We start from the raw sequence: 25,772 nt of genomic DNA, 5'->3' as shown, positions 1-25,772 counted from the left end.
CGTCTCTCGATTGGAATAGAAGACCGGCCCGCCGAAGAAATCAGCAGGTAATGCAGCAAATCAGGGTGGTGATGCGCAGGGTCATGAGCCGCTTCTAGCGCGTCTGTTCCCTTGCGTCCAGCAAATGCACGAGCTTGCCAAGCGACGACAGGTTGCGCACGGTGAGCGGCGCGCCGGCGATGGCCTCGAGCCGGGTCGCCAGCTTCGAACGCCCGAAGCCGCCCGGGGTGTGCAGCCAGAGAATGCCGCCTTGCTCGTCGATCTCGTCGCCGGGGGCGGCGAAGCGATCGAAAACCTCCCGGTCCAGCTTCGCCGGACGGAAAAGGAAGGCGGCGTGCACGAGCTTCGACGCGGCGGGGTCGAAGGGGCAGCCGGCAAGAGCACGGCGGATCTCATCGGGCGGCAGCACAAGCACCGGCACGGCGAGACCGCGCGCGGCGAGCGCCTCCTGCAGCGCCTCGGCCAGCGCGGCGGGCGTGCCCTCCGCCTCGAAGATCAGGTTGCCCGAGGCAAGGTGGGTCTGCACGTCCCGCCAGCCGAGCCCTTCGCAAAGCGTGCGCAGCTCGAGCATCGGAAGCGCTTTTGCCCCGCCGACGTTCAGCCCGCGCAGCAGCGCCACATGCAGGGTCATCCGCACCCCCCGGCCCATCCGCGTGCAAGCAAAAGGCCCCGTCCATGCGGCGGGGCCTTTGCAAGGTCTGTCATCGAGGTCATCAACCCCGGATCACTCGGCGGCGTCCGGCGCGGAGCCACCGTCGCTGGCGGCTTCCTCGGGCTTCTTGCGCGGCTTGCGCGGGCGCTTGGGCTTCTCGGCGGGTTGCGCCTCGGCCCCGGCCTCGGCCGCGGGCTCGCTGGCCTCGGGCTTCTTGCTGCGACGGGGCCGCGGCTTGGCTGCTGCCTTGGGCGTGCTTTCCGCGCGGCTTTCCGGCGTCTCGACGAGACCGCTGTCGTCATCCTCGCTGCCCAGCACGTCGGGCTGGTCGCCGAGGCCCGGCAGGCCGGACTGTTCCGCCTCGGGTTGCGGCTTGGGCTGCGGCTGCTCGTAGCTCGCCTCGGGCTGCTGGCCGCCGCCCTGCTGCCCGCCGCCCTGATGGCCGCCGTCATTGCGGCCCTGGTCGCGGTTTTGGTCGCGATCAGAGCGGTCACGGTCGCGCTGCGCCTGGCGCTCGCGGTTCTCACGCTCCTGCTGCTCGCGGCGCTGGTCGGCCTCTTTCTGCGCTTCCGAGAGCAGGCGCATGTAGTGTTCGGCGTGCTGCTGGAAGTTCTCGGCGGCGACGCGGTCGTTGCCGAGCGCCGCATCGCGGGCAAGCTGGTTGTACTTGTCGATGATCTGCTGCGGCGTGCCGCGCACCTTGCCCTCCGGGCCCGAACTGTCGAACACGCGGTTGACGACGTTCCCAAGGGTGTTGCGGTTGCGGTTATTCTTCGACCGCGAGCGGGATTTCGAGGATCGCATCTTGTCTGCTATCAGCCTTGTGTCTGACTGTCCCTGTGATCTCGGCGCTGCACCTGTTCGGCGCGGTCTTGACCGTGATCACTCCAATGTCGGGTTAACGTCGAGCGGGACCGCTGTGAGGCATCCACCGCTCCGACCCCTCCTGCTAATCATTTGTGGACCGGCCTGACAAGAGAAAAATCGTCCGAAATCTGTCGATTTCCCGGAGAGCGGGTCAATTTGACGGCTCAAAGCGCTTCAAGTCGCCCGCTGACCACCCTGTCGCGCCCGTCGAGATCGGCGATCACCGCCACGTCGCGCAGCCCCGCCGCCGCGAAGAGCGCCGCCACATCCGCGCCCTGGGCCGGTCCGATCTCGACCAGCAACCGTCCGCCGGGCAACAGATGTGCCGCGGCCTGCGCCGTGATCGCACGATAGGCCGCAAGACCGTCGCCCTCGTCGGTCAGCGCCATGCGCGGCTCATGCTCGCGCACCTCGGGCGAGAGGCCCGGCATTTCCGACAGGGCGATGTAGGGCGGGTTCGACACGATGAGATCGAAGCGCTCGGGCGCCTGCCCCAGCGCCCCCCACCAGTTGCCCTGTGCCAGCGCTGCGCGTGGCTCGAGCTGCAACGCGTTTCGGTTCCAGAAGGCCACCTCAAGCGCCTTGTCGCTGAGGTCCGTGCCGATCCCGGTCGCCCCCTCGCGCTCGGCGAGCAGGGTCAGCAGGATGCAGCCAGAGCCGGTGCCGAGGTCGAGCACGCGGGTGAACGGGCCGGAGAGCGCCGCCTCGATCAGGATCTCGGTCTCCGGGCGCGGGTCGAGCACCTCGGGGGTGACGAGAAACTCGCGGCCGTAGAACTGCCGCCGCCCGATCAGGTGCGAAACCGGCACGCGGGCGGCGCGGCGGTCGATCAGCGCGTCAAAGATCACCGCGTGCTCGGGCGCGATCGGCTCGGGCAGGAACAGCGTCAGCCGGCCTGGCGGTACCTTCAGCACATGTGCCAGCAGCCGCCGGGCGTCGCGCCCGGGATCAGCCACCCCGGCCTCGACGAGCCGCGCCGTGGCACGGGCGAGCAGTGCCGAGCCGGTGGTCATGCCAGTTCCGCCAGCAGCGCTGCCTGCGCGTCGGCGGTCAGCGCGTCGATGATCTCGTCGAGATCGCCGCCAAGGATGGCGTCGAGCCGGTAAAGCGTCAAACCGATACGATGATCGGTCATCCGGCCCTGCGGGAAGTTGTAGGTGCGGATGCGCTCCGAGCGGTCGCCCGAGCCAACCTGCGCCTTGCGGTCCGAAGCGCGGCTGTCGGCGGCCTTCTGGCGCTCCATGTCGTAGAGCCGGGCGCGCAGCACGTTCATCGCGATCTCGCGGTTGCGGTGCTGCGACTTCTCCGACGAGGTCACCACGAGGCCGGTCGGAATGTGGGTGATGCGCACGGCGGAATCGGTGGTGTTGACGTGCTGCCCCCCCGCCCCCGAGCTGCGCATGGTGTCGATCCGGATGTCGTTTGCATTGATCTCGATGTCCACCGCCTCGGCCTCTGGCAGCACCGCCACCGTTGCCGCCGAGGTGTGGATGCGTCCGCCGCTCTCGGTCTCGGGCACGCGCTGCACGCGGTGCACGCCGCTTTCGAACTTCAGCCGGGCAAAGACGTTCTCGCCCTCGATCCGAACGACAAGTTCCTTGATCCCCCCCAGCTCGGACATCTGCTCCTCGATCACCTCCCAACGCCAGCCGCGGGTCTCGGCGTAGCGCTGGTACATGCGGGCAAGATCGCCCGCGAAAAGCGCCGCCTCGTCGCCGCCGGTGCCGGGGCGGATTTCGAGGATCGCCGGGCGGGCATCGGCGGCATCGCGGGGCAGCAGCGCGAGTTGCAACGCATGCTCCGCCTCGGGGAGGCGGGCGCGCAGCTGCGGCAGCTCCTCCTCGGCCAGCGTCTTCATCTCGGGGTCGGCGAGCATCTCCTCGGCCTCGGCGAGGTCGGACTGCAGCGCCTCCCATTCGGCGATCTGGTCGACCACCGGCTTGAGCTCTGCATACTCCCGTCCCAGCGCGGCGATGTCGCCACGGCCCTCGGCCATGCAGGCCTGGACATACTCGAAACGGTCACGGATCTGGTGAAGGCGGTCTGCGGGGATCATGCCGACCTCCTTTCCCGATTGCCGCGCGGCGGTCAAGAGCCGGGATCGGCCAGCCACCGCCTGGCCGCGGCTCACGTGTTTGACGCGAGTCAGAAAGGTTGATATCAACGCAACAGTTGATATCAACCTTTCTATTTCCTCTCAGGCATTCCGAAAGGCCCGCTTTCATGACCGAGACTTTGACCGGCACCCCGCTCACCCTCACCGCCTTTGACTGGGTCCCGCCCGTTGCCCAGGGGCTCGTGCGCGACCTGCGCGTCCGCTGGGCCCTTAAGGAAGCCGCCCTGCCCTACGAGGTCGAACTGCTGGCCATGGGCACGCAGGGCGAGCCGGCACATCTCGCCCGCCAGCCATTCGGCCAGGTGCCGGTGCTGACTGCAGCACAGACACCGATGTTCGAGAGCGGCGCAATTCTCTGGCGCATCGCCGAGGCCGGCGGCGACGCTCTGCTACCACCCGACCGCGCCGGCCGTGACCGCACCCTGAGCTGGGTCTTTGCCGCGCTCAATACCGTAGAGCCGCCAATCACCATGCACCAGCAGATGACCCGGCTCGCCGTGGACAAGGAGGCCGCCGAGATCATGGAGCGCGAGGTCCGCAAGGCGGTCGAACGCCGTCTGGGTCAGTTGCAGGCGACGATGGAGGGGCGTGACTGGCTGGTTGCCGAGCGGTTCACCGCGGCCGACCTGCTGATGGCGACGGTGCTGCGTGGGCTCCGGCACACGCAGATCGTCGCGCAATTCCCGAAACTGGAGGATTATCTTGCGCGCTGCACCGCCCGCCCCGCCTTTCGCGAGGCGCTGGCAGAGCAGCTGGCGCCCTTCGAGGAGAACGCCCCGCGCTACGCGGCGGAGTGAGCACTCAAATCTCTTCGAAGAGATTTGCAAGGTCCTTCGAAGGACCTTGCGCCCTTCGGTTCTGGCTCAGTTCTGCCGGGCGACCAATTCACTGAGCCAAGCATCGACCCGGGCCTTGTTCACGCCCATGTCCGACTGGCCGAACCGCTGGCGGGCATAGAGCCCGAGCTGACCGTCATCCTGCTGCACCGTGGTGTAGTCGGGAAAGCCCATCCATTTCGAGCGCGAGACGTAGGTTGCACGGCCCTCCGAGGGGCTGCCCGCCAGCACCTCGGTGCGCGGGCTCTCCAGGATGATGCGGTGCAGCGTCTCGAAGGTCTCCTCGCCGCCCGGGATGCGTCGGCGCACGCCGCTGGCGAGGTCCTGATCGGCGCTCACCTGCGGATCGACGTTCCAGACGGCGGGGTCCGACGGCGCCAGCCGTATCCAGGCCAGACCGGCGACAACCAGCAGAAGCACAATCCAGATTATCATGCGCACCACGCGTTCCTTTCATCTCTCTCCGCCCGCCGCGCTCGGGGCGGCGGATGGTTCCTGATTTCACAAATACCGCGCGCGATCAAAGCGGCTCGCGCGCCGCTCGCGGGATTGTGCCCATCGCGTCAACGGCGGGTCCAGCCCCAGAGGCAGAGCAGTTCGGTCGCCACATGCGCCCCCGCGATGGCGGTAGCGCCGGTCGTGTCGAAGGGCGGCGAGACCTCGACGACGTCGCCACCGACCATGTTGACCCCCGCCAGCTCACGCAGGCAGACCGCAGCCTGATGGCTCGAGAGCCCACCCCAGACCGGTGTACCCGTGCCCGGTGCGAAGGCCGGGTCCAGCGCGTCTATGTCAAAGGTCAGATAGACCGGATGACCGCGCACGATCTCGCGCGCCTTGGCCGCCGCAGCCTCCGGCCCGATCCGGTGCAGCTCGCGCGCGTCGATGATGTTGAAGCCCAGCGTGTCGGGATTGTCGGTGCGGATGCCGATCTGCACGGAGCGGCGCGGGTCCACCAACCCCAGCTTCACCGCCTTGTACATGAAGGTGCCGTGATCGATCCGGCCGAAATCGTCGTCGGCCCAGGTGTCGGTATGGGCGTCGAACTGGATCACCGAGAGCGGACCGTACTTGGCCGCATGGGCCTTGAGGATCGGCAGGGTGATCGAATGATCGCCCCCCAGCGTCACCACCGCCGTGTCCGTCGCGAGGATCCCGGCGATATGCGCCTCGAGCGTGCCGGGAAAGGCCGGGACATTGGCATAGTCGAAGGCCAGGTCGCCATAGTCGGCGATGGCGACCTCCGACAGCACGTCATAGCCCCAGCCATAGGGCGCATCGCAGGGCTGCAGCAGCGAGGCCTCGCGGATCGCGCGCGGACCGAAGCGCGTGCCGGTGCGATTGGTCACCGCCTGGTCGAAGGGCACGCCGGTCACCGCGATGTCGGCGCCCGAGAGGTCCTTGGTATAGCGCCGGCGCAGGAAGGAGGCGGCACCCCCGAAGACGTTCTCGAAACTTGGCCCCTTCAGTTCGGTGCGGGTGAAGGCGTGGTCGATCTGGGTCTTCGCGTCCTCGAGGGCCATGCACTCACTCCTGCAGCGGCAGCGCGGTCTCGATCAGCCGCGCGAAGAAACTGGCGCCGATGGGCGCAATTTCGTCGTTGAAATCGTATTTCGGGTGGTGGCAGCCGAAGGTGTCCCCCTGCCCGAGGAAGAGATAGGCGCCGGGCCGCGCTTCGAGCATGTACGAGAAATCCTCGGCGGGCATGATCGGGTCGCAATCGTCCACCACCTTGTCTGCGCCCACGATCTCGCGCGCCACCTGCGCCGCAAAGGCCGCCTGCTCGGGGTGGTTCACGGTGACCGGGTAGCCCCGGTCGTAGGTCAGCTCGGCGGTGCAGCCGTAGACCTGCGCCTGCAGATCGACGATTTCGCGGATGCGCCGCTCTGCCAGATCGCGCGTCTCGGTCGAGAAGCAGCGTACGGTGCCCGTCAGATAGGCAGTGCCGGGGATGATATTGTGGGTCGTTCCGGCGTGGACCTCCGTCACCGAGACCACCAGACGGTCGAGCGCGTTGACGTTGCGGCTGACGATGGTCTGCATCGCCTGCACGATGGCCGCCCCCGCCGGGATCGGGTCGATGCAATCCTGCGGCGAAGCGCCGTGGCCGCCCTTGCCGGTGATGTCGATACGGAACTCGTCCGCCGAGGCCTGCAGCGGCCCAGCGGTGGTCAGGAAATGCCCCTGCGCATCGCCCGGCGCATTGTGCATGCCGTAGACCTCGGACACGTCGAAGCGGTCCATGATGCCCTCGTCGATCATCGCCTTGGCCCCGGCCCCGCCCTCTTCGGCGGGCTGGAAGATCAGCGCCACGCGACCGGCGAAATTGCGCGTCTCGGCAAGATACTTGGCGGCGGCGAGCAGCATGGTGGTGTGGCCGTCATGGCCGCAGGTATGCGCCACGCCCGGAACCTTCGAGGCATAGGCGGTGCCCGAGAGATCCTCCATCGGCAGCGCGTCCATGTCGGCGCGCAGCCCGATGGTGCGTCCAGTGCCGCGGCCCTCGATGATCGCCACCACGCCCGATTGCGCGATGCCCTCATGGATCTCGGCGATGCCGAAGTCCTTCAGCTTCCCGACCACGAATTTCGCGGTCTCGTGGCAGTCGTACTGCAGCTCGGGATGCTGGTGCAGGTGGCGGCGCCAGGCCTTCAGCGTCTCGGCGTCGGCGGCGATGGAATTGATCACGGGCATGCGGGGTCTTCTCTCGGTCTCTCCCCGGCCGGGATGGCCGGGGTCGCGTCTTGCCCGCAATGAAGACCGAAAAGCGTTACGCCCGCAAGGGTTGCCGAGTCTCGATGAGTTTCACGAAATAGGAGGCGCCAAGCGGTGCCGCCTCATCGTTGAAGTCGAACTTCGGATGGTGGACCGACGGGCCGATGCCCTGCCCGAGGTAGCAAAACGCCCCCGGCCGCGCCTCGAGCATGTAGGAGAAATCCTCGGCCCCCATCGACGGCGCGATCTCGTCCAGCACCTCGGGCACCACGCCCTGGGCAACCTTCACCGCGAAATCGGTCTGCGCGGCGTGGTTGACGGTCGGCGGGTAGTTCGGCTGGAAATCCAGTGCCGCGGTGACGCCATAGGCCATGGCCTGACCGTCGACGATCTCGCGCAGGCGGCGCTCGGCCATGGCGCGGATCTCGGGATCGAAGCTGCGGATCGTGCCTGCAAGACGCATGGTCTCGGGGATCACGTTGGTGGCCGAGCCGCCCTGCACCGTGGTCAGCGACACCACCAGCGATTTCAGCGGGTCGGCGTTTCGCGACGGCACCGACAGCAGCGCCTGTCCGATCGCCAGCGCGCAGGGCACCGGGTCGATGCAGAGGTCGGGATGCGCCGCGTGGCCGCCCTTGCCGGTCAGCACCAGCTCGAAATCGTCCACCGCCGCCATGATCGGCCCGCGGGTGGTCGCCATGGTGCCGAGCGGCAGCGAGGGGTCGGTGTGGATGGCATAGACCTCGGAAATGCCGAAGCGGTCCATGATGCCCTCTTCGACCATGATGCGGCCGCCGCCGATGGTCTCCTCGGCGGGCTGGAAGATCAGCGCCACCTTGCCTGCGAAGTTGCGCGTCTCCGACAGGTATTTCGCCGCGCCGAGCAGCATGGTGGTGTGCCCGTCGTGGCCGCAGGCGTGCATCTTGCCGGGCACCAGGCTGGCGTGCTCCGCGCCGGTCTCCTCGTCCATCGGCAGCGCGTCCATATCGGCGCGCAGCCCGGTCACCGGCCCCTCGCCCTGCCCCTCGATGATCGCCACGACGCCGGATTGGGCAATGCCCTCGTGGATCTCCGTGATCCCGAACTCGCGCAGCCGCGCCACGACGAATTTCGCCGTCTCGTGGCAGGCGAGGCTCAGCTCCGGGTTCTGGTGCAGATGACGGCGCCAGGTACGCATCTCGTCGGCGTAATCCGCGATCCGGTTCACGATGGGCATGGGTGGACTCCTGAAGGTCTTTGAAGCAGGAAAAGGTCAAATACCGATTTGCCGGAGATGTCCATGACCCTCGATCCGCGTGACGATCTGATCCACGATCCCAGGGGCGGCATGCCTCGCCTGCTGGAAATCATGCGCCGCCTGCGACACCCCGAGACCGGCTGCCCCTGGGATCTGGAACAGGATTTCGGCACCATCGCCCCCTACACCATCGAGGAGGCCTACGAGGTCGCCGACGCCATCGAGCGCGAGGCATGGGCCGAGCTCAAGGGCGAGCTGGGCGACCTGCTGTTCCAGTCGGTCTTCCACGCGCAGATGGCCGAGGAGCGCGGCCTGTTCAGCTTCGACGACGTGGCCAACACCATGTCCGACAAGATGGTCACCCGCCACCCGCATGTCTTCGGCGACGAGAGCAACGAGAAATCCCCCGAGCAGCAGACCGCCGACTGGGAAAAGATCAAGGCCGCCGAACGCGCAGCCAAGGCGGAAAAGGGCGTGCTTGACGGCGTCGCCATGGGGCTGCCCGCGCTGCTGCGCGCGGTGAAGCTGCAGAACCGCGCCGCGCGCGTCGGCTTCGACTGGCCGTCGACCGACGAGGTGATGGACAAGCTGATCGAGGAAACGCAGGAGCTGCGCGAGGCCACCGATCCCGATCACGCCGAGGAGGAATTCGGCGACCTTCTCTTCGTCATGGCCAACCTCGCGCGCCACATGAAGATCGACCCCGAGCAGGCGCTGCGCCGGGCCAATGCCAAGTTCACCCGCCGCTTCAAGTCCATCGAGACCGCGCTGGAAGCGCAGGGCAAGCGCCCCGAGGACAGCAATCTGGCCGAGATGGACGCGCTCTGGGACGAGGCCAAGGCCGCGGAAAAGGCGCAGAAGGCCGCCCATGTCAGCCCCCGTTCCAACGGCACGCAACCAGGGAGTAATTCCTGATCTTTCCGATAAGGCATTGATCTGATAATTTCACTCGGGTAACTGGCTTCCAGCGACTAGCCAAAACCGACAAGCATGACCGGAGGACATTGATGCTGCGTCTCGGAACCGCCCTCGCCCTGATTGCGACTGCCGCACCCGCACTTGCCGAAGAGGTGAATCTCTACTCCTACCGTCAGCCCGAGCTGCTGCAGCCGCTGACCGACGCCTTCACCGAGGCCACCGGCATCGAGGTGAACGTCGCCTATATCGACAAGGGTCTTGAAGAACGCCTCGTCGCCGAAGGCGACCGCTCGCCCGCCGATCTCATTTTCACCGTCGACATCTCGCGGCTTGCCGCCGCCGTGCAAGCGGGCGTGACCCAGCCGGTGGAAAGCGCCGTTCTGGAAGAGAACGTGCCGGCGCAGTACCGCGACCCCGACGGGCAATGGTTCGGCCTGACCACGCGCGCACGCATCGTCTACGCCTCGAAGGACCGCGTCGATCCGTCGGAGATCACCAGCTATGAGGATCTCGCCGACCCGAAATGGAAGGGCCGCATCTGCACCCGTTCGGGCACCCATGACTACAACGTGGCGCTGGTTGCGGCGATGATCCACCACCACGGCGAGGAATATGCTAAGCAGTGGCTGCAGGGTCTGAAGGACAACCTCGCCCGCCGCCCGCAAGGCAACGACCGCGCGCAGGTCAAGGCGATCTGGGCCGGCGAATGCGACATCTCGCTCGGCAACACCTACTACATGGGCCAGATGCTCAGCGACCCCGAGCAGGTGGAATGGGCCGACTCGGTCAACGTGCTCTTCCCGGTTTTCGAGAACGGTGGCACCCACGTGAACATCTCCGGCGTGGCGATGACCAAATCCGCGCCGAACCGCGAGAACGCGCTGAAGATGATGGAATACCTGACCTCGCCCGAGGCGCAGGAGATCTACGCCCACGCCAACTATGAGTACCCGATCGCACCCGGCACCGAGGCTGATGATCTGGTCAAGGGCTGGGGCAGCTTCACCGCCGACGACACCAACCTGATGACCCTCGCCGAACAGCGCGGCGCGGCGCTGCGGCTGGTCGAAGAGGTCGATTACGACGGCTGATCCCAGCCGCACCGTAGCTGAACAAGAAGGGGCCCCGCTGGGCCCCTTTTTCATGCGCTGCGTCATTGGCACGGCCGCTGAGGGGGCGCTGCCCCCTCGTCGCTGCGCGCCTCACCCCCGGCGTATTTTCCGAAGAGAAGAAGGACCTGGCGCGCTCCCGGTCCTTCTTCTCTTTTCAAATACGCCTATCCTGTGCGTCAAGCCACGCGGCGTCCGTGGCTCCAGACACCGCGCAGGCAGGGCTGGCCCTCGATGCGCTTCACCCGGACCACGTCGGCCAGCAGACCCGGCGCCAGACGGCCCCGGTCATCCAGCCCCGAGGCGGCGGCGGGCGCGCGGCTCACCGTGGCGATGCCGCGCGGCAGGTCGTCCCAGAGATCGGCGAGCAGGAAGGCCGCCCCCATCAGCGCCGCCGGCACGTAGTCCGACGAGACGATGTCCAGTAGGTCGCGCCGCGCCAGCTCCTCCGCCGCCACATTGCCCGAGTGCGAGCCGCCACGGATGAGGTTCGGCGCGCCCATCATCACCGCGATGCCAACCTCCTTGCAGGCCCGCGCCGCCTCGACCGTTGTCGGGAATTCCGCCAGCCGCACGCCGTGCCCCTTGCTCACCGCCACATGCGCGGCGGTCGTGTCGTCGTGGCTCGCCAGCACAGCGCCGAGGCGGCGCGCCGCCGCAACCGCCCCCGCCTCATGGGCCTCTCCGAGCTCGCCGCGCAGCCGCGTCAGATGGCCGACATGCGCGTCGAAATCATCCGCGGAAAGCCCGTGCTTGCCGCACATGTAATCGCGGTATTTCTCGATGTCGCGGAACTGCCGCTGACCCGGCGTGTGATCCATCAGCGACAGGATGCCCACGCGGTCCGCCGCACCGAACTCGGCCAGTTCCTCGAGCAGCGTCTCAGAGCAGGTCTCGGCCCGCAGGTGCAGGAAATGGCTGATCTTCAGCATCTCGCGATCCCGCGCCTCGAGCAGCTCGCCTGCCAGCGCCCGCGCGTATTTGCCGTATTTCGACTTGCCGTCGGTCACCACCGAGCCAACCCGCATGGCGTCGAACACCGTGGTGATACCGCAGGAGGCAAGCTCGGCGTCATGCGCGAGGATCGCCGCCGCATGCGGCCAGTTCACCTTCGGGCGCGGCTGCATGTGGCGCTCGAGATTGTCGGTATGCAGCTCGATCAGCCCGGGGATCAGCAGATCGCCCGCGCAGTCCTCCGCGCCCGCCACGGTGGTGTTGCCGGGATCGACCGCCTCGATCCGCCCGCCTTGCATCACCAGCGTGCCGGCGATCACCTCGTCTTCGAGCACGATCCGCGCATTGCTCAGGATGGTCCGTGCCATGTCTCTACCTCTTTCTCTCGGCGCTCTTTGCGCCGTCATGCATCTGTGACATGACGCTGTCATGAAGCGCGCCATGCAAAATTATTCCCGATACGCCGTCTATTACGCCCCGCGCCCGGGGCCGCTGGCCGAGTTCGCCGCCGCATGGCTGGGCTGGGACCCGGCTGCCGGTTGCCTCGTGCCGCACCCACAGCTGCAGGGCCTGCCCCGCCCGGTCGCCGAGATCACCGAGACCCCGCGCAAATACGGGTTCCACGGCACGCTGAAGCCGCCCATGCGGCTCACCGGCCCTGTTGATGCGCTGCACGAGGACCTCTCGGCGCTGGCGGCGCGTCTTGCCCCGGTTGGCTTGCCGGGCCTTGCGCTCACGCGCATCGGCAGCTTTCTTGCGCTGACCACCCTTGGCGCCGCCGCGCCACTGGCGCGTCTTGCCGGAGAGGTGGTCGAGGCGCTCGACCCGCACCGCGCCCCGCCCAGCGAGGCGGAACTGGAGCGCCGGCGCCGCGCCCGCCTGAGCCCGGCGCAGGAAGACAACCTCGCGCGCTGGGGATACCCCTACGTGATGGCGGAGTTCAAATTCCACCTCACGCTCACCGGCAAGCTGGCCTTCGGCGAGGCGGAGCAGGTCGCCGAGGTGCTGCAGCCGGTGCTGGCGCCGCTGCTGCCGCAGCCCTTCGAGGTGCGCGACCTCTGTCTCTTCGGAGAAGCCGAGGACGGACGTTTCCACCTGCTGCACCGCTACGCTCTCACCGGCTGAAGCAACGCCACCAGCCGGGCCGCGGCGACCTCCAGCGGGCCGGAGTTGTCGATCTCATGCACCCGCAGCCCGCCCGGAAGCGGCAGCGCAGCGCGCGCCAGCCGCGCCGCGATCTGTGCCGTGCTCTCGCGCCCGCGCGCCGCCAGCCGCTCCGCCAGCACCTCGGACCGCGCGGTGACATGCAGCACTTCGAGCTCGGGCAGCAATTCCGCGGCCTGCTCCAGTGCCCGGCGCGAGCCGTTGAACACCACCGGGCGGCCCGCCGCGCGCGGCGCCAGCTCGGACCAGCGGATGCCGTAGCGCAGATCATGCGCGCCCCAATGCAGGGCGAAATCGCCTGCCTCCAGCATCCGCTCAAATTCCTCCAGCGTTACGGCAAGGCAGGGCTCGCCGCCCGCGTCCGGCGCGCGGGTGATCACCCGCTGCACCACATGCAGGCCGGGCACGCGCGGCGCCACCGCGGCGAGCAGGCTGTCCTTGCCCACCCCCGAGGGGCCGACGAGGGCAAAGACCGGCGCCATATGCTCCGGGCCGGTCATGCCGCCCGCGCCGGGGTGAAGCCGCTGACGTCGATCTCACGGTCACAGACCCGCTCGCGCGCCGCGGCGTCGTGGAAGATGCCGATGATCGCCGCGCCGCGCGCCTTGGCCTCTTCGATCAGCGCCAGCACAACTGCGCGGTTGGTGGCATCCAGAGACGCTGTCGGCTCGTCCAGCAGCAGCGCCGGGAAGCCATGGGCGAAACCGCGCGCAATATTGACCCGCTGCTGCTCGCCGCCCGAGAAGGTGGTGGGCGAGAGGCTCCAGAGCCGCTCGGGGATGTTGAGCCGCGCCAGCAGCTCCCGCGCGCGCGCCTCGCCGTTACCAGCGCTGCCGCCCGCCGCCAGCACCGGCTCGGCCACCACCTCCAGCGTCGGCACCCGCGGCACCACGCGCAGGAACTGGCTTACATAGCCCAGCACCTCGCGGCGCAGCGTCAGGATCTCGCGCGGTTCGGCCCGCGCCACGTCCACATCGCCCACCATGATGCGCCCCGCCCCGGCAAGGTAGTTGCCGTAGATCATCCGCATCAGCGTGGACTTTCCGGCACCCGAATTGCCCACCAACGCCACGCATTCGCCGGGTGCCACCGAGAGCGAGGCGCCCTCCATCACCGGGATCACCGCGCTGCCCTGGTTGTGCAGCACGAAGCTCTTCGACACGTCCGAGATCCGGATCATCGCTTCTGCCCTTCTTCTCTTTCCAAATACGCACATCCCGCCCGCACCACGGGCCCGGCGCCGCTCATACCTGCAACACGCTCGACACCAGCAGCTGGGTGTAGCCATGCTGCGGATCGTCGAGCACCTGGTCGGTGAGGCCGGTCTCGACCACCTGCCCGCCCTTCATCACCATCAGCCGGTCGGCAAGCAGCCGCACCACAGCGAGGTCATGCGTGACGATCACCGCCGAGAGCCCCATCTCGCGCACCAGTCCGCGCAAGAGGTCCAGAAGACGCGCCTGCACCGAAACGTCGAGGCCGCCGGTCGGCTCGTCCATGAACACCAGACGCGGGCCGGTGACGAGGTTGCGGGCGATCTGCAGACGTTGCTGCATGCCGCCCGAGAAGGCCCGCGGCCGGTCGTCGACGCGGTCTTCCGAGATCTCAACCCGGCCCAGCCAGTCGATCGCCTGCGCGCGGATATCGGCGTAGTTGCGCGCGCCCACGGCCATCAGCCGTTCGCCGACGTTGCCGCCCGCCGAGACGCCCATGCGCAGCCCGTCGCGGGCGTTCTGATGCACGAAGGCCCAGTCCGTGCGTGCCAGCATCCGGCGCTCGGGCTCGGACATGGTGAGCACGTCGCGCGGCCCTTCGGCCCGCGTGTCGAAGACCACCTTGCCCGCGTCGGGGGCAAGCTGCCCCGACAGGCACGACAGCAGCGTCGACTTGCCAGAGCCGCTCTCGCCGACGATGCCCATGACCTCGCCGGGCCAGAGATCGAAATTCACGTCGCCGCAGCCGAGCCGCGCGCCGTAGTGCTTGGTGACGCCCTGGACGGAGAGCAGCGGGGTCATGCGTATTCCTCCTGCGGGGAGAGCGCGCCACGATGCCCTTCGGCCTGCCGCGTGGCGCAGAAATCGGTGTCCGAGCAGACGAACATCCGCCCGCCCGCATCGTCGGTGATCACCTCGTCGAGGTAGCTGGAGCCGCAGCCGCAGAGATCGCAGTCATGGTCCGCCTTGCTGGCCTCGAATGGGTGATCCTCGAAATCGAGGCTGACGACCTTGGTGTGCGGCGGCAGCGCGTAGATGCGCTGCTCGCGGCCCGCGCCGAAGAGCTGGATCGCCGCGCTCTCGAGCTTTGGGTTGTCGAACTTGGGGATCGGCGAGGGATCCATCACGTAGCGCCCCTCGACCTTCACCGGGTAGGCATAGGCGGTGGAGATCGCACCGTTATGAGCGATGTCCTCGTAGAGCTTGACGTGCATCAGCCCGTATTCCTCCAGCGCGTGCATCTTGCGGGTCTCGGTCTCGCGCGGTTCCAGAAAGCGCAGCGGCTCGGGGATCGGCACCTGGTAGACGAGGATCTGCCCCTCCTCGAGTGGCTGTTCGGGGATGCGGTGGCGGGTCTGGATGACCGTCGCCTCGGCCGTGTGCTCGGTGGTCTCGACCTCGGCGGTGCGCTCAAAGAACTTGCGGATCGAGACGGCGTTGGTGGTGTCATCGGCGCCCTGGTCGATGACCTTGAGCCGGTCCTCGGGGGTGAGGCAGGCGGCAGTCACCTGCACGCCCCCCGTCCCCCAGCCGTAGGGCATCGGCATCTCGCGGCTGGCAAAGGGCACCTGGTAGCCCGGCACCGCCAGCGCCTTGAGCAGTGCGCGGCGGATCATCCGCTTGGTCTGCTCGTCGAGATAGGCGAAGTTGTAGGCCTGATCGGTCATGACTCTGGCTCCTCGCCGAAGAGATAGATTTCGCCCCAGACGATCTCGTCGCCCAGGTCTGGATCGCTGAACGCTTCCAGCAGCCCCTCATCCGGCGCGCCGTCCTCGTCGAGCGGCAGGTCAGAAGGGGACGAGATCAGCTTGATGTCCTCGATGCTGCTCGCCACGCCGCCGCATTCCGCCACGTGCTCGGTCAGTTGCACTTCGACCTCGGCCGGGGAATTGGCCGACAGGCAAATCCACAGCACCGCCAGCACAGCGTCTTCGTCTCCGCCCTCTTCGTCGTCGCCGAAGAAGGGACAGGGCGTGCCCGGCATGCGGACCACCTCGACCAATGCGCAGTACCAGTCCTGACCCTTGCCCAGTTCGGGCAGTTTCGCCCCGTGATAGCCCTTGCTCATTCCGCAGCCTCCTTGAATTTTGCTGTGCCCAGAGCCTCTGCCCGCATCTTGCGAACCAGTTCCAGCTCGGACTGGAAATCCACGTAGTGCGGAAGCTTGATATGTTCGAGGAAGCCTGTCCCCTGAATATTGTCGGAATGGGCCAGAACGAATTCCTCGTCCTGCGCCGGGGCGCCGATGTTCTCCTCGCCCAGCTCCTCCCAGCGCAGCGCCCGATCGACCAGCGCCATGGAGATCGCCTTGCGCTCGGTCTGGCCGAACACCAGCCCGTAGCCGCGGGTGAACTGCGCTGGCTCAAGCTTGGACCCGGCGAACTGGTTGACCGTCTCGCATTCGGTGAGCGTCAGCTCTCCGATGCAGACCGGGAACCCCAGCTCCGGCACCTCCATCTCGACCTCGACCGCACCGATGCGCAGCTCGCCGACAAAGGGATGGTTGCGGCCGTAGCCGCGCTGGGTGGAATAGGCCATGCCGAGAACGAAGCCCTCGTCGCCACGGGTCAGTGCCTGCAGCCGCAGCGGGCGACCCGCGGGGTATTCCATCGGCTCGCGGGTCATATCGGGCGGCGTCGCGTCAGTGCGCGGCTCGTCCTGGATCAGACCGTCCTTGTTGAGAAATTCCGTCACCCGCGGCGTCGGCTCGCGGCGCGGCTCTGCCTCTCGGGCACGCGGCGCCTCGCCCTCGGCTTCAAGCGCGAAATCCAGCAAGCGGTGCGTGTAGTCGAAGGTCGGCCCCAGCACCTGCCCGCCCGGCACGTCCTTGAAGGTCGCGCTGATGCGGCGGTCGCAGCGCATCGCCCCGGTGTCCACCGGCGCGGAATGGCCGAGCCGCGGCAGGGTCGTGCGGTAGGCACGGATCAGGAAGATCGCCTCGATCAGGTCACCGCGCGCCTGCTTGATCGCCAGCGCCGCGAGATCGGGATCGTAGAGCGAGCCCTCGGCCATCACCCGGTTCACCGCCAGCGCCATCTGCTCGCGGATCTGCGGCACGGTCAGCTCGGGCACGGCGGCGTCGCCGCGCCGTTCCTCGGCCAGCCACTCATGCGCCGCGTCGATCGCTCGCTCGCCGCCTTTCACAGCCACATACATCAGAGCGCCTCCACTTTGGTTGTGCGCGGCACCGCTGCCAGCCGGTCCTGCGCGGTGAAATAGCAATCCCATCCCAGCGGGAAGAGCAGACCGTTCCGCGCGAAGGCCTCGACCTCGGGCAGGCTCAGCGCCGCCTCGGTCTCGATGCCGGGGCCGGTGAGCTTCATGCCCGCACTCTCCAGCGCCGCCACCTCGACGATCAACGTCACCGAGCGGTCGGGGTATTCGGCGGTGCCGATCCGGTAGCGGTCCAGCGGCTTCAGCGCCTGCCAGCTGCCGAGGGCGAACATCGCCTCGTCGGCGGCCACGACCGGCGCACCGATGTGGAAGGCGATCCAGTGCCGCAGCGCATCACTGTTGCAGCCCGGGGCCAGGTGGATCGGCGTCTCGCGGTCGCAGAGCGTCAGCAGCAGCACCGCCGCCGCTGTGGAAATTCCCGGTCCCTCGGCGCCTTCGACGGTCTCGATCTTGCCCGGCCGCGCCATGGCCTCCAGCGCCGCGCGGAAGGCCCGCGCCGCCTGCACCGGGGCGTCGGCAAAACCGCCCGTCAGCACGTCGCCGTTCAGTCTATCGTCCCGCATCATTCCCCCCGCACCATGGTGAAGAAGTCCACCTTCGTCGCAGCTGCCTTGGCGGCCCGCGCATCGCGCTGCGCCGCTTCTTCCGAAGCCAGCGGCGCCAGCACAGACGCCTGCACCTCCGCCGCCCGCGGCCCCTGCATCAGCGCATCCACCAGCGCCGCGCGCTCGGCATGGGCGCGGTTGCGACCCTTCACATGGGCATGCCCCACCTCGCCGCTCTGCAGCCGCAGCGCGCAGCGTGTGACGGTCATCTCTCCGAGATTGAAGGGCGCACCGGTACCGCCCATGCGTCCCCGCACCATGACGCCGCCGGTCTCGGGCACGCGCAGCCAGTCGAAGTCGAAGTCGGGCATATCCGCCCCCTCCATCAGTGCCGCAAGCCGCTCGGCCGGGGCGCGCGCCAAGAGGCCCATCCAGCCCTGCCGTAGGGCGATTTCCTGTTCAGGAGTTTCCATCTGGACACCTTGCCGATTTGTCTAGATAACTATACAACTAGACATGTAATAGCTCGCAGGCCCCGAGTCGGGCAAGGGCTCATTGCATGAAGTTTCGGTGACAGAGGTTCCAACATGCCCCGTTCTCCCGTCCGCTCTCCGGTCTGGCATGCCATCGCCACCACGCTCGAGGGCGAGATCTCGCGCGGCCACTACCGCCCCGGCGACAAGCTCCCGACCGAGGCCGAGCTGGCCACCCGCTTCGGCGTCAACCGCCACACGGTGCGCCACGCGCTGAAGGATCTGGGCGACCGCGGCCTCACCCACTCGCGGCGCGGCGCCGGGGTATTCGTGCGCATGGCCCCGATGGACTACCCGATCGGCGGCCGCACCCGCTTCAGCCAGAACGTCCGCGCCTCGGGCCGCCTGCCCGATCGCCGCCAATTGCGCATGGAGACCCGCCCCGCCGACGAGGTTGAAGCCGAGGCGCTGCACCTCGCGCCCGGCGAACCGGTGCTGGTGCTCGAGGGCATCTCGCTGGCTGGCGGCGTGCCCATGGCGCATTTCGTCTCGATCTTTCCGATCACCCGGCTACCCGGGCTCGACGTGACCCTGCGCGAGGTCAACTCGGTCACAGAGGCGCTGCGCCGCCACGGGGTCGCGGACTACACCCGCGCCCAGACCCGCCTCACCGCCGAGCCCGCCTCGGCGACCCAGGCGCTGCACCTCAACCTGCGCGAGGGCGAGCCGCTGCTGCGATCGTCGTCGCTGAACCTCGGGCCGGACGGTGCCCCGGTGGAGCAAGGGCATACCTGGTTCGCAGGCGATCGCGTTGCTCTCACGATCAACCATGAAGAGAATGGTCCCGCGGAGTAACGCCTCTGTCATGCTCCGCGTCATGCCCATGACACAGACCCGGGGTAGGACCGCCCGAAACCCCAGAGCAGCCACGGCGGGTGACGAACATGACTGCGCTACTTCCTCCCCTGCGCCTCACCGGCGCGACCCTCCTGCGCGACGGCGCGCTTCAGCAGCGTTCGCTGGTGATCGAGGAGGGTCTGATCAGCAAGGGGCCGCTGCCCGAGGTCGACCTCTCGGGCTACCTCGTGCTGCCCGGCATCATTGACCTGCACGGCGATGCCTTCGAGCGCCATATCGCACCGCGCCCCTCTGCGCCCTTCCCGATCTTGGCGGGGCTGCGCTGGACCGACCGCGAGGCCGCCGCCCACGGTGTCACCACCGCCTGGCTGGCGCAGTGCTGGAGCTGGGAGGGCGGCATGCGCAGCCCCGACTTCGCCGAGGAGGTGATGGCCGCCCTCGCCGCCTACCGGCCCCGCGCCCACACCGACCTGCGCCTGCAGATCCGCTGCGAGACCCACATGCCCGAGACCCGCGAACGGATGCTGGCGGCGGTGCTCAGGCACGGGATCGATTACGTGGTGTTCAACGATCACCTGCCCGAGGCGCTCGACGTCGCCGATCGCGACCCGCACCGGCTTGCGCTCTGGGCCGAGCGCGCCGGCGAGACCCCCACCGCCTTCGTCGCCCGGCTGCGCGAGGCGCGCGCCCGCTCACGCGACGTGCCGCGCCATCTCTGCGCGCTGGCCGAGAGCTTTGACAGCCACGATATCCGCTACGGCAGCCATGACGACCCCGACGGCGACACCCGCGAGTACTACCGGCTGATCGGGGCCCGCATCGCCGAGTTCCCGACCACGGTCAGCGCCGCAAAGCTGGCCCGCGCCTTCAACGATCCCGTGCTCATGGGCGCGCCCAACGTGGTGCGCGGCCGCAGCCAGGCGGGCAATATCTCGGCCCAGCACCTGATTGCTGCCGGGCTCTGCGACGCGCTGGTCTCGGACTACCACTACCCCTGCCTCGCGGAAGCGGCCTGGACCTTGGTCGACAAGGGGCTGCGCAGCCTGCCCGAGGCCTGGGCGATGATCTCCACCACCCCGGCCGAGATCATGGGGCTGGTCGACCGCGGCAGCCTCGATCACGGCAAGCGTGCGGACTTCGTGGTGATCGATGCCGAGACCCGCGCCATCGAGGCGACGGTCTGCGCTGGCCGGCTGACCTATCTCGCCGGCAAGGCCGGAGCCCGGCTGGTCTCGGCAATGCAGGGCCAGCGCATGGCCGCAGAGTAGCTCACGCCGGGGCGTCTCGGCTCCAGGCACCGCGGCGTCGGCGCAGCTTAAGCGGATGTTCAACTCTCCTGTCGTAAGACCCCGCCACCCGGTCCGCGGACCGCAATGGCCAGAGGAGAGATGCCCATGCACACCCAAGCCAGCCCGTCACGGATGCCTGCCCGCCGCTTGGTCGCCCTGCTCGCGGCGGCGCTCTGTCTGGTGCTGCTGCTCGGGGCCGCGCAGGCCGGGGCCGAGGGCCGGATCAGCATCATCGTCAACGATCCCGAGAACCCCTATTGGGCCGCCGAGGGCGAGGTCGCCAAGGCGACCGCGACCGAGCTTGGCTACAAGGCCGTCATCGCTGCGCATGGCGGCGATCCGCTGATCGAAGGCACCCATGTCGACAGCGCCATTGCCGCCGGGGTCGATGCGATCATCCTCGATCCGGCAGATGCCACGGACTCCGCCGTCGCGATCCAGCGGGCCAAGGCGGCGGGGGTTCCCGCCTTCATCGTCAACGCCGGGCTGGCGCAGCCCGGCCTCGCCATCGCACAGCTGCTATCGAACAACGCACAGGGGGCGGAACTCGGGGCCCGGCGCTGGCTCGATGACATGGGCGACCAGGGCTCCTACATCGAGCTGCTCGGCGCTACCACGGACCCGAACGCCGAGATCCGCTCCCGCGGCTACGCGGCGGTTGTCGGTGCCGAACAGGGGCTCAGCCGGGTGGGCGCCGTCGCCGCCGACTGGAGCCGCGACCTAGGCTACGAACAGACCCGCAGGCTGCTCGCGGAGCGCCCGCTGATCACCGGCATCCTCGCCGGCAACGACGAGATGGCGCTTGGTGCAGTGGCCGCGCTCAAGGAAGCAGGGCGGCTGGATTCGGTCACCGTCGGCGGCTTCGACGGCTCGCCCGACGCGGTGGCCGCGGTGCTCTCCGGCGAGCTCGCCTACACGGTGCTGCAGCCGGTGGCCATCTTCGCCGCCGAAGCCGTGCGGCAGGCCGATCACTACATCCGGACCGGAGCACCGCGCGAGAGCCGCGAGGTACAGTTTTTCGACTGCCTGCTCATCGACAGCAGCAACGCCGCGCGCATGTCCGGCCCCTTCATGCTGGGGAACTGACCTTCCCCGACCCGCGGTCGCCCTGCCCCAATTAGGCGCTTGTTCAGCCTTTCGTGTTTGAACTGGAACCGACCATGGGCCGATCGTCCCATCCCCGCCAGCAGTTACAGGAACTCGCCATGCCCCGCCTGCGCAGCCTCTCTGTCGCCATCAAGCTGCCCGCCCTGATGATTGCCATCGCGCTCGGCTGCCTCGGCGTCGCTGGCGCCATCGCCTACAATGTCTCCTTCGCCCAACTGATGCAGGAAGTTTCCTTCCGCCTCTCAGCCGTGGCCGACACCCGCGCCGCGCTGCTCGAGGATTGGTTCGATGAAAAGCTCGAGGCGCTCGGCGAGTTCGCCGACGAACCTCAGACGGTCGAGGCGACCACGAGCTTCCTCAGCGCCTATCGCGGTCTCGGCCTAGAGGCCAATGCCCAGCTCCGTCGGAGCTACATCGACGAAAACCCCAATCCCCCCGATGCCCGCGAGGCCCTCGACGAGGCCAGCGAAACCACCGCCTACTCGCTCTTTCACAAGAAGTTCCACGCGGCGATGCGCAGCCAGGTCGAGGCGGTCGACATCGCCGACCTGCTGATCGTGTCCGCCGAAGGCGAGGTGATCTATTCCGTCCGCAAGCAGGGCAATTTCGCGACGAACCTGGACGAGGGCGGCGGCGCCCTCGGTCGGGCGATCCGGGGCGCCCTCGCCGATGGCGCCAGCTTCGGTTTCGGCGATTTTGCCGAGGACGCCGCGCTCGACGGCGCGGTTGCGGGTTTCCTGGCCCTGCCGCTGGCCAACGAGTGGGGAGATACCGTCGCCGCCCTTGCCTTCGAACTCGACGAGGCGGAGGTCGCGGCCATTCTTGCTATGCCCTCTGCACTGACCCCCACCACCCGGCTGGCGCTGGTCGGGCCCGACTTCACCCGCCGCAGCACAAGCGGACTTGCCGGGCAAAGCGGTGCGCTCGCGACAACCGCGCCCGAGAACCCAGCGTTCACCGCCGCCCTTGGCGGCGAAGAGGGCGTCACCGAGCTCACTCTCCCCAGCGGCGAAAGCGTCACCGCCGCCTACCAGCCGGTGCGCCTCGGCGGCCCCGACGCGGCGGGTGGCACCACCTGGGCGCTGCTCGCGGCGGAACCCTCCGAGGTGATCGCCGCCGGTCCGCGCGCCCTGCTGGCCAAGCTCGCCCGGGCCGCCATTCCGGCCCTCGTGGTCGCGTTCCTGGTCGCCGGACTGTCCGCCCGCAACATGGCCCGCCCCCTGGGCCGCATCGCTGCCGCTGTTGGCGAGGTGGCTGCCGGGAACTACGAAAGCGAAATCCCGGCCCAGAAGCGAGGTGACGAGATCGGCCGCATCTCCCGCGCGCTCGACGCGCTGCGCCGCGACCTGCTGCAGAGCCGCGATGAACTGCAGTCCGGCGCCAGCGCCCGGGCCGCCATGCAGCGCGCGCAGACAGAGGTGGTCGAGGCACTGCAAACCGCGCTCTCCCGGCTTGCCGAGGGCGATCTCGGCAGCACCATCGCGCAGGAATTTCCCGAGGATTACGCGCAACTTCGCAGCGATTTCAACCGCGCCACCGACCGGCTGCAGCAGGCGATGATCGACGTGTCGCAAAGCGCAGCGTCGATCAACCATGACGTCGATCACATCGCCCAGGCCTCCGAAGAGCTGGGACAGCGCACCGAGCGGCAGGCCGCGACGGTCGAAGAGACCGCTGCCGCGCTCGATCAGCTCACCGCCTCGGTCTCAGAGGCCGCCAGGAACGCGGCGGATGTGGACGGGCTTGTCGGCAAGGCCCGCGAAGACGCGCAGGCCAGCGGTGAAGTGGTGCGCGAGACGATCGAGGCGATCGGCGTCATCGAAGCGTCGTTCCAGCAGATCTCCGGCAATATCAAGGTGATCGACGACATCGCCTTCCAGACCAACCTCTTGGCGCTGAATGCCGGCGTCGAGGCGGCGCGCGCCGGGGATGCCGGGCTGGGCTTCGCCGTCGTGGCCTCCGAGGTTCGGCTCCTGGCGCAGCGCTGTTCCGAGGCGGCGAGCGAGATCAACGGGCAGATCACCGCCTCGTCCGATCATGTACAGAACGGCGTGCGACTGGTCGGCCGCACCGGAGGCGCGCTTAAGGAGATCATCGAGGCGATCCGCACGATCGCCGACCGGGTGACCGCCATCGCCGAGTCGGCGCGCGAGCAATCAACCGGCCTGTCGGAGCTTAACAGCGCGGTGAGCGAACTGGACATGACCACGCAAAAGAACGCCGCCATGTTCGAGCAGACCTCCGCCGCCAGCTCGGACCTGCGCACCGCCGCGCAGGGGCTGCGGCAGAACGTCGGCCGTTTCACCCTCGGCAGCCGCACCGAGACCTGGGCCGGCACAGAGGAGGCCGCGCCCGACACGGCCCGGCGCGCCGCCTCGGCGTGAGAGCGATCCGGCACGTGTTGCGCCGCTTACCTGCCGCGACACGCACCGCTTTTTGCCCCTGCTTCCAAACACAAACCCGCTCGGGCGGAGACTGTGAGACAGGAGGCAGGCCCAGACAGGAGGCGGTCAGATAGGTGGTGATCAGATAGGTGGTGGTCAGATAGGTCGTGGTTGGACAGGAGACGGTCAGACGGGGTGGTCAGGCCCGCTCAGCCGGGACCGCTTCCGCCAGAGCGCCCTCGTATTTCTCGAGGAAGGCCTCCGCCGACATCGACCGGAAATCGGCCAGCCGGGCCCGCAGCAACTCATGCGGCCAGTCCCACCAGGCAAGCGCCATCATCCGCTCGGCCAGCTCCGGCGCGAAACGCAGGCGCAGCGGCTGCGCCGGCACCCCGGCGACGACCGTGTAAGGCGCCACATCCTTGGTCACCACCGCCGAGGAGGCGACGACCGCGCCATGGCCAATGGTCACCTCCGGGCGCACCACCGCTCCGTGGCCGATCCAGGTGTCATGGCCGACAAAAGCGCGGCGCGCGTGGCGCGCGGCGAAGAAGTCCTCATCGCGACCTGCATCGTCCCAGTAGTCCTCGGACCGGTAGAGGAAGTGGTGCAGCGAGGCGCTTCCCATCGGGTGATCGGTCGGCCCGATGCGGGTGAAGCTGGCGATATTGGCGAATTTGCCCACCGAGACATTGGCCAGATCGGCGTAGCGGTCACAGTAGGAATAGTCGCCCATCTCCACCCGGTTCAGCCGCGAGCCGCGGCCGATCTCGACAAAGGCGCCGAGCTCCGAGCCGGTGATCTCGCAGTCGGGGTGCAAAAAGGGCTCCTGTCCGAGACGCGGCATGTCAGTTCCCCTTGATCAGCTTGCGGCGCAGCCAGCCCGAGGCGCTGTCCATCGCCATGACCATCAGGATCACCAGGATGATGTAGTATGTCACCTCTTCCCAGTCCTTCTGGGTGATCATCGCCTGTGTCAGCAGCAGGCCGATGCCGCCGCCGGTGATCGCGCCGATGATGGTCGCCGAGCGGGTGTTGGATTCCAGGAAGTAGAGCACCTGGCTGACCAGCACCGGCACCACCTGCGGGATCACCCCGAAGCGGTAGCGCTGCAGCGGCTTTGCCCCGGTCGAGGCCACGCCCTCGATCTGCTTGCCGTCGACGTTCTCCAGCGCCTCGGAAAACAGCTTGCCGAAGGAGCCGGTGTCGGTGAGCAGGATCGCCAGCGCGCCGGTCATCGGCCCCGGGCCGAAGGCGCGGCTGAGCACGATGGTCCAGATCAGCCCGTCCACCCCGCGCAGGAAGTCGAAGACCCGGCGCACCCCGAAGCGCAGCGCCATGAGCGGCGCGAAATTCCTGGCCGAGAGGAACGCCAGCGGCAGCGCGACCAGCGCCGCGCCCATGGTGCCGAGGAAGGCCATGAGCAGGGTCTCGAAGAGGGCCCAGGCGACGTCGCTGTGGCGCCACATCGCATTGCCCCAGAAGTCCCGCCAGGCCCCCGCGAGATTGCCGCGCGCGGGGTCGATCTGCGCCCCGAGGAGGATCTCTCCCAGCCCGTGGCCGTGATAGGGGCTGTCGAGGGTGAAGAAGAACAGCTCCCAGCCGGGGAAATAGCGGAAGAGCTCGGTCTTCGAGCGAGTCAGCGACACACGCGCGCCGTCGGTCGTAACTTGCAAGCGCGAGGAGGAGGCGGAAATCCACTCCGGCAGACCGTCTTCGGGCAGGTTGCTGACGATGTCGCGGCCCTCGAGACGGGCCTCGATGAGACCGTAGCCCGGCACCTCCCAGCGGAACCCGTTGCCGGGCAGCAGCATGACTTCCTGCCCGCCCTTCAGCGCAACGCGGACTGCGCCATCATCCTGCGGCGCCACCCAGTCGGGTGTGATGCCCTCGGGGTATTCGCCCTTGCGCTCGCCCTCGATGGCCACCGTGATACCGCCGCCGCGGTTGTCGCGGGTGACATGGGTCTTGTAGCTCCAGGTGTCGGCGAGCAGCGTGCGGGCGTTGTCCCAGCGCGCCCGCTCGGCCAACCCCGGAAGGTCGAAGGCAAAGAAGATGTAGGCCAGGTAGGCGAGGATCACGGCAGGCAGGCCGAAGGCGAGGATCTTCTTGCGGCGGAAGACCCGGTCGGCAGAGGCATAGAGCGCGGCGTCGGCCATC

The 25,772-nt window shown here is 68.2% G+C and carries 27 protein-coding genes; 8 read left to right on the top strand and 19 right to left on the bottom strand.

Going from position 1 to position 25,772, the window contains the following annotated elements; translation table 11 throughout:
* Window positions 1-94 precede the first annotated feature (94 nt).
* The 4 genes from BM397_RS00600 to prfA form a co-directional block, all read right to left on the bottom strand.
* Window positions 95-631 carry a DUF1697 domain-containing protein gene (locus tag BM397_RS00600; RefSeq protein ID WP_176806710.1) on the bottom strand — a complete coding sequence of 179 codons (537 nt, stop codon included), beginning with the start codon at window positions 629-631 and terminating at the stop codon, window positions 95-97.
* A 93-nt stretch (window positions 632-724) separates the two neighbouring features.
* Entirely contained in the window at window positions 725-1,456 is a 732-nt protein-coding gene (locus tag BM397_RS00595; protein WP_092426592.1) for a DUF4167 domain-containing protein, read from the bottom strand.
* Between the two features lie 227 nt (window positions 1,457-1,683).
* Window positions 1,684-2,532: a peptide chain release factor N(5)-glutamine methyltransferase gene (gene prmC, locus BM397_RS00590; protein WP_092426594.1), complete on the bottom strand. Its 849-nt coding sequence runs from the start codon at window positions 2,530-2,532 to the stop codon at window positions 1,684-1,686.
* Window positions 2,529-3,575, bottom strand: coding sequence for a peptide chain release factor 1 (prfA, locus tag BM397_RS00585; protein WP_092426596.1), 1,047 nt, complete (start codon window positions 3,573-3,575; stop codon window positions 2,529-2,531). The genes prmC and prfA overlap by 4 nt, the downstream gene beginning before the upstream one ends.
* 167 nt (window positions 3,576-3,742) lie before the next feature.
* Here prfA and BM397_RS00580 point away from each other — a divergent pair, with 167 nt between their 5' ends.
* Window positions 3,743-4,432: a glutathione S-transferase family protein gene (locus tag BM397_RS00580; protein WP_092426597.1), complete on the top strand. Its 690-nt coding sequence runs from the start codon at window positions 3,743-3,745 to the stop codon at window positions 4,430-4,432.
* Window positions 4,433-4,498: 66 nt separating this feature from the next.
* Here BM397_RS00580 and BM397_RS00575 read toward each other — a convergent pair whose 3' ends face one another.
* From BM397_RS00575 to BM397_RS00560, 4 genes are all read right to left on the bottom strand, one after another.
* Window positions 4,499-4,906: a DUF1499 domain-containing protein gene (locus BM397_RS00575; RefSeq protein WP_092426824.1), complete on the bottom strand. Its 408-nt coding sequence runs from the start codon at window positions 4,904-4,906 to the stop codon at window positions 4,499-4,501.
* 128 nt (window positions 4,907-5,034) lie between these two features.
* Window positions 5,035-5,994 carry an agmatinase gene (gene speB / locus BM397_RS00570; RefSeq protein ID WP_092426599.1) on the bottom strand — a complete coding sequence of 320 codons (960 nt, stop codon included), beginning with the start codon at window positions 5,992-5,994 and terminating at the stop codon, window positions 5,035-5,037.
* Between the two features lie 4 nt (window positions 5,995-5,998).
* A complete protein-coding gene (locus tag BM397_RS00565; RefSeq protein WP_092567345.1) occupies window positions 5,999-7,165 on the bottom strand; it encodes a M20 aminoacylase family protein in 1,167 nt (388 codons plus the stop codon).
* A gap of 76 nt (window positions 7,166-7,241) precedes the next feature.
* Window positions 7,242-8,402 carry a M20 aminoacylase family protein gene (locus tag BM397_RS00560; protein WP_092426603.1) on the bottom strand — a complete coding sequence of 387 codons (1,161 nt, stop codon included), beginning with the start codon at window positions 8,400-8,402 and terminating at the stop codon, window positions 7,242-7,244.
* A gap of 63 nt (window positions 8,403-8,465) precedes the next feature.
* On the opposite strand from BM397_RS00560, the gene mazG reads away from it, so the two are divergent.
* Together mazG and BM397_RS00550 are read left to right on the top strand one after the other, a co-directional pair.
* Window positions 8,466-9,338: a nucleoside triphosphate pyrophosphohydrolase gene (gene mazG / locus BM397_RS00555; protein WP_092426826.1), complete on the top strand. Its 873-nt coding sequence runs from the start codon at window positions 8,466-8,468 to the stop codon at window positions 9,336-9,338.
* Window positions 9,339-9,430: 92 nt separating this feature from the next.
* On the top strand, window positions 9,431-10,432 hold the full coding sequence (locus tag BM397_RS00550; protein WP_176806711.1) for a Fe(3+) ABC transporter substrate-binding protein: 1,002 nt from the start codon (window positions 9,431-9,433) through the stop codon (window positions 10,430-10,432).
* Window positions 10,433-10,629: 197 nt separating this feature from the next.
* Here BM397_RS00550 and BM397_RS00545 read toward each other — a convergent pair whose 3' ends face one another.
* Window positions 10,630-11,772 carry an alpha-D-ribose 1-methylphosphonate 5-triphosphate diphosphatase gene (locus BM397_RS00545; RefSeq protein WP_092426605.1) on the bottom strand — a complete coding sequence of 381 codons (1,143 nt, stop codon included), beginning with the start codon at window positions 11,770-11,772 and terminating at the stop codon, window positions 10,630-10,632.
* A 73-nt stretch (window positions 11,773-11,845) separates the two neighbouring features.
* On the opposite strand from BM397_RS00545, the gene BM397_RS00540 reads away from it, so the two are divergent.
* A complete protein-coding gene (locus BM397_RS00540) occupies window positions 11,846-12,529 on the top strand; it encodes a DUF1045 domain-containing protein (RefSeq protein WP_176806713.1) in 684 nt (227 codons plus the stop codon).
* On the opposite strand, the gene phnN is transcribed toward BM397_RS00540, so the two are convergent.
* The 8 genes from phnN to phnG form a co-directional block, all read right to left on the bottom strand.
* Window positions 12,511-13,068 carry a phosphonate metabolism protein/1,5-bisphosphokinase (PRPP-forming) PhnN gene (gene phnN / locus BM397_RS00535; protein ID WP_245696121.1) on the bottom strand — a complete coding sequence of 186 codons (558 nt, stop codon included), beginning with the start codon at window positions 13,066-13,068 and terminating at the stop codon, window positions 12,511-12,513. The two genes, BM397_RS00540 and phnN, sit on opposite strands and share 19 nt — an antisense overlap.
* Entirely contained in the window at window positions 13,065-13,748 is a 684-nt protein-coding gene (phnL, locus tag BM397_RS00530) for a phosphonate C-P lyase system protein PhnL (RefSeq protein WP_092426609.1), read from the bottom strand. Before phnL ends, phnN begins: the two co-directional genes overlap by 4 nt.
* Before the next feature lie 64 nt (window positions 13,749-13,812).
* On the bottom strand, window positions 13,813-14,583 hold the full coding sequence (phnK, locus tag BM397_RS00525) for a phosphonate C-P lyase system protein PhnK (RefSeq protein ID WP_092426610.1): 771 nt from the start codon (window positions 14,581-14,583) through the stop codon (window positions 13,813-13,815).
* Complete coding sequence (locus BM397_RS00520) at window positions 14,580-15,449, bottom strand: alpha-D-ribose 1-methylphosphonate 5-phosphate C-P-lyase PhnJ (protein ID WP_092426612.1); 870 nt, start codon at window positions 15,447-15,449, stop codon at window positions 14,580-14,582. The genes phnK and BM397_RS00520 overlap by 4 nt, the downstream gene beginning before the upstream one ends.
* Entirely contained in the window at window positions 15,446-15,850 is a 405-nt protein-coding gene (locus BM397_RS00515; protein ID WP_092426615.1) for a hypothetical protein, read from the bottom strand. The genes BM397_RS00520 and BM397_RS00515 overlap by 4 nt, the downstream gene beginning before the upstream one ends.
* Window positions 15,847-16,938: a carbon-phosphorus lyase complex subunit gene (locus BM397_RS00510; RefSeq protein ID WP_092426617.1), complete on the bottom strand. Its 1,092-nt coding sequence runs from the start codon at window positions 16,936-16,938 to the stop codon at window positions 15,847-15,849. The genes BM397_RS00515 and BM397_RS00510 overlap by 4 nt, the downstream gene beginning before the upstream one ends.
* Complete coding sequence (gene phnH, locus BM397_RS00505; protein WP_425425949.1) at window positions 16,938-17,519, bottom strand: phosphonate C-P lyase system protein PhnH; 582 nt, start codon at window positions 17,517-17,519, stop codon at window positions 16,938-16,940. Before phnH ends, BM397_RS00510 begins: the two co-directional genes overlap by 1 nt.
* Complete coding sequence (gene phnG, locus BM397_RS00500; protein ID WP_092426620.1) at window positions 17,519-17,974, bottom strand: phosphonate C-P lyase system protein PhnG; 456 nt, start codon at window positions 17,972-17,974, stop codon at window positions 17,519-17,521. Before phnG ends, phnH begins: the two co-directional genes overlap by 1 nt.
* A 114-nt stretch (window positions 17,975-18,088) precedes the next feature.
* Between phnG and phnF the strand changes: the two genes are divergently transcribed.
* The 4 genes from phnF to BM397_RS00480 all read left to right on the top strand — a co-directional run bounded on the left by phnF (window position 18,089) and on the right by BM397_RS00480 (window position 23,612).
* Entirely contained in the window at window positions 18,089-18,829 is a 741-nt protein-coding gene (gene phnF / locus BM397_RS00495; RefSeq protein WP_092426622.1) for a phosphonate metabolism transcriptional regulator PhnF, read from the top strand.
* An 89-nt stretch (window positions 18,830-18,918) separates the two neighbouring features.
* Window positions 18,919-20,100 (top strand): alpha-D-ribose 1-methylphosphonate 5-triphosphate diphosphatase, encoded by a 1,182-nt coding sequence (locus BM397_RS00490; RefSeq protein ID WP_092426624.1) that lies wholly within the window; start codon window positions 18,919-18,921, stop codon window positions 20,098-20,100.
* A gap of 126 nt (window positions 20,101-20,226) precedes the next feature.
* The gene (locus BM397_RS00485; RefSeq protein ID WP_245696122.1) at window positions 20,227-21,207 is read left to right on the top strand and encodes a substrate-binding domain-containing protein; all 981 of its coding nucleotides are present in this window, start codon (window positions 20,227-20,229) and stop codon (window positions 21,205-21,207) included.
* Between the two features lie 119 nt (window positions 21,208-21,326).
* The gene (locus BM397_RS00480) at window positions 21,327-23,612 is read left to right on the top strand and encodes a methyl-accepting chemotaxis protein (protein ID WP_092426627.1); all 2,286 of its coding nucleotides are present in this window, start codon (window positions 21,327-21,329) and stop codon (window positions 23,610-23,612) included.
* Window positions 23,613-23,811: 199 nt separating this feature from the next.
* Here BM397_RS00480 and BM397_RS00475 read toward each other — a convergent pair whose 3' ends face one another.
* Window positions 23,812-24,459 (bottom strand): LbetaH domain-containing protein, encoded by a 648-nt coding sequence (locus BM397_RS00475; protein WP_092426630.1) that lies wholly within the window; start codon window positions 24,457-24,459, stop codon window positions 23,812-23,814.
* 1 nt (window position 24,460) lies between these two features.
* Window positions 24,461-25,771, bottom strand: coding sequence for a phosphonate ABC transporter, permease protein PhnE (gene phnE, locus BM397_RS00470; RefSeq protein ID WP_092426632.1), 1,311 nt, complete (start codon window positions 25,769-25,771; stop codon window positions 24,461-24,463).
* Window position 25,772 lies beyond the last annotated feature (1 nt).

It is taken from the genome of Alloyangia pacifica (assembly GCF_900116195.1).
In the GTDB taxonomy this organism is placed as follows: domain Bacteria; phylum Pseudomonadota; class Alphaproteobacteria; order Rhodobacterales; family Rhodobacteraceae; genus Salipiger; species Salipiger pacificus.
The sequence above is the reverse complement of the archived record's forward strand: the minus strand, read 5'-3'. Positions and strand labels throughout refer to the sequence as shown.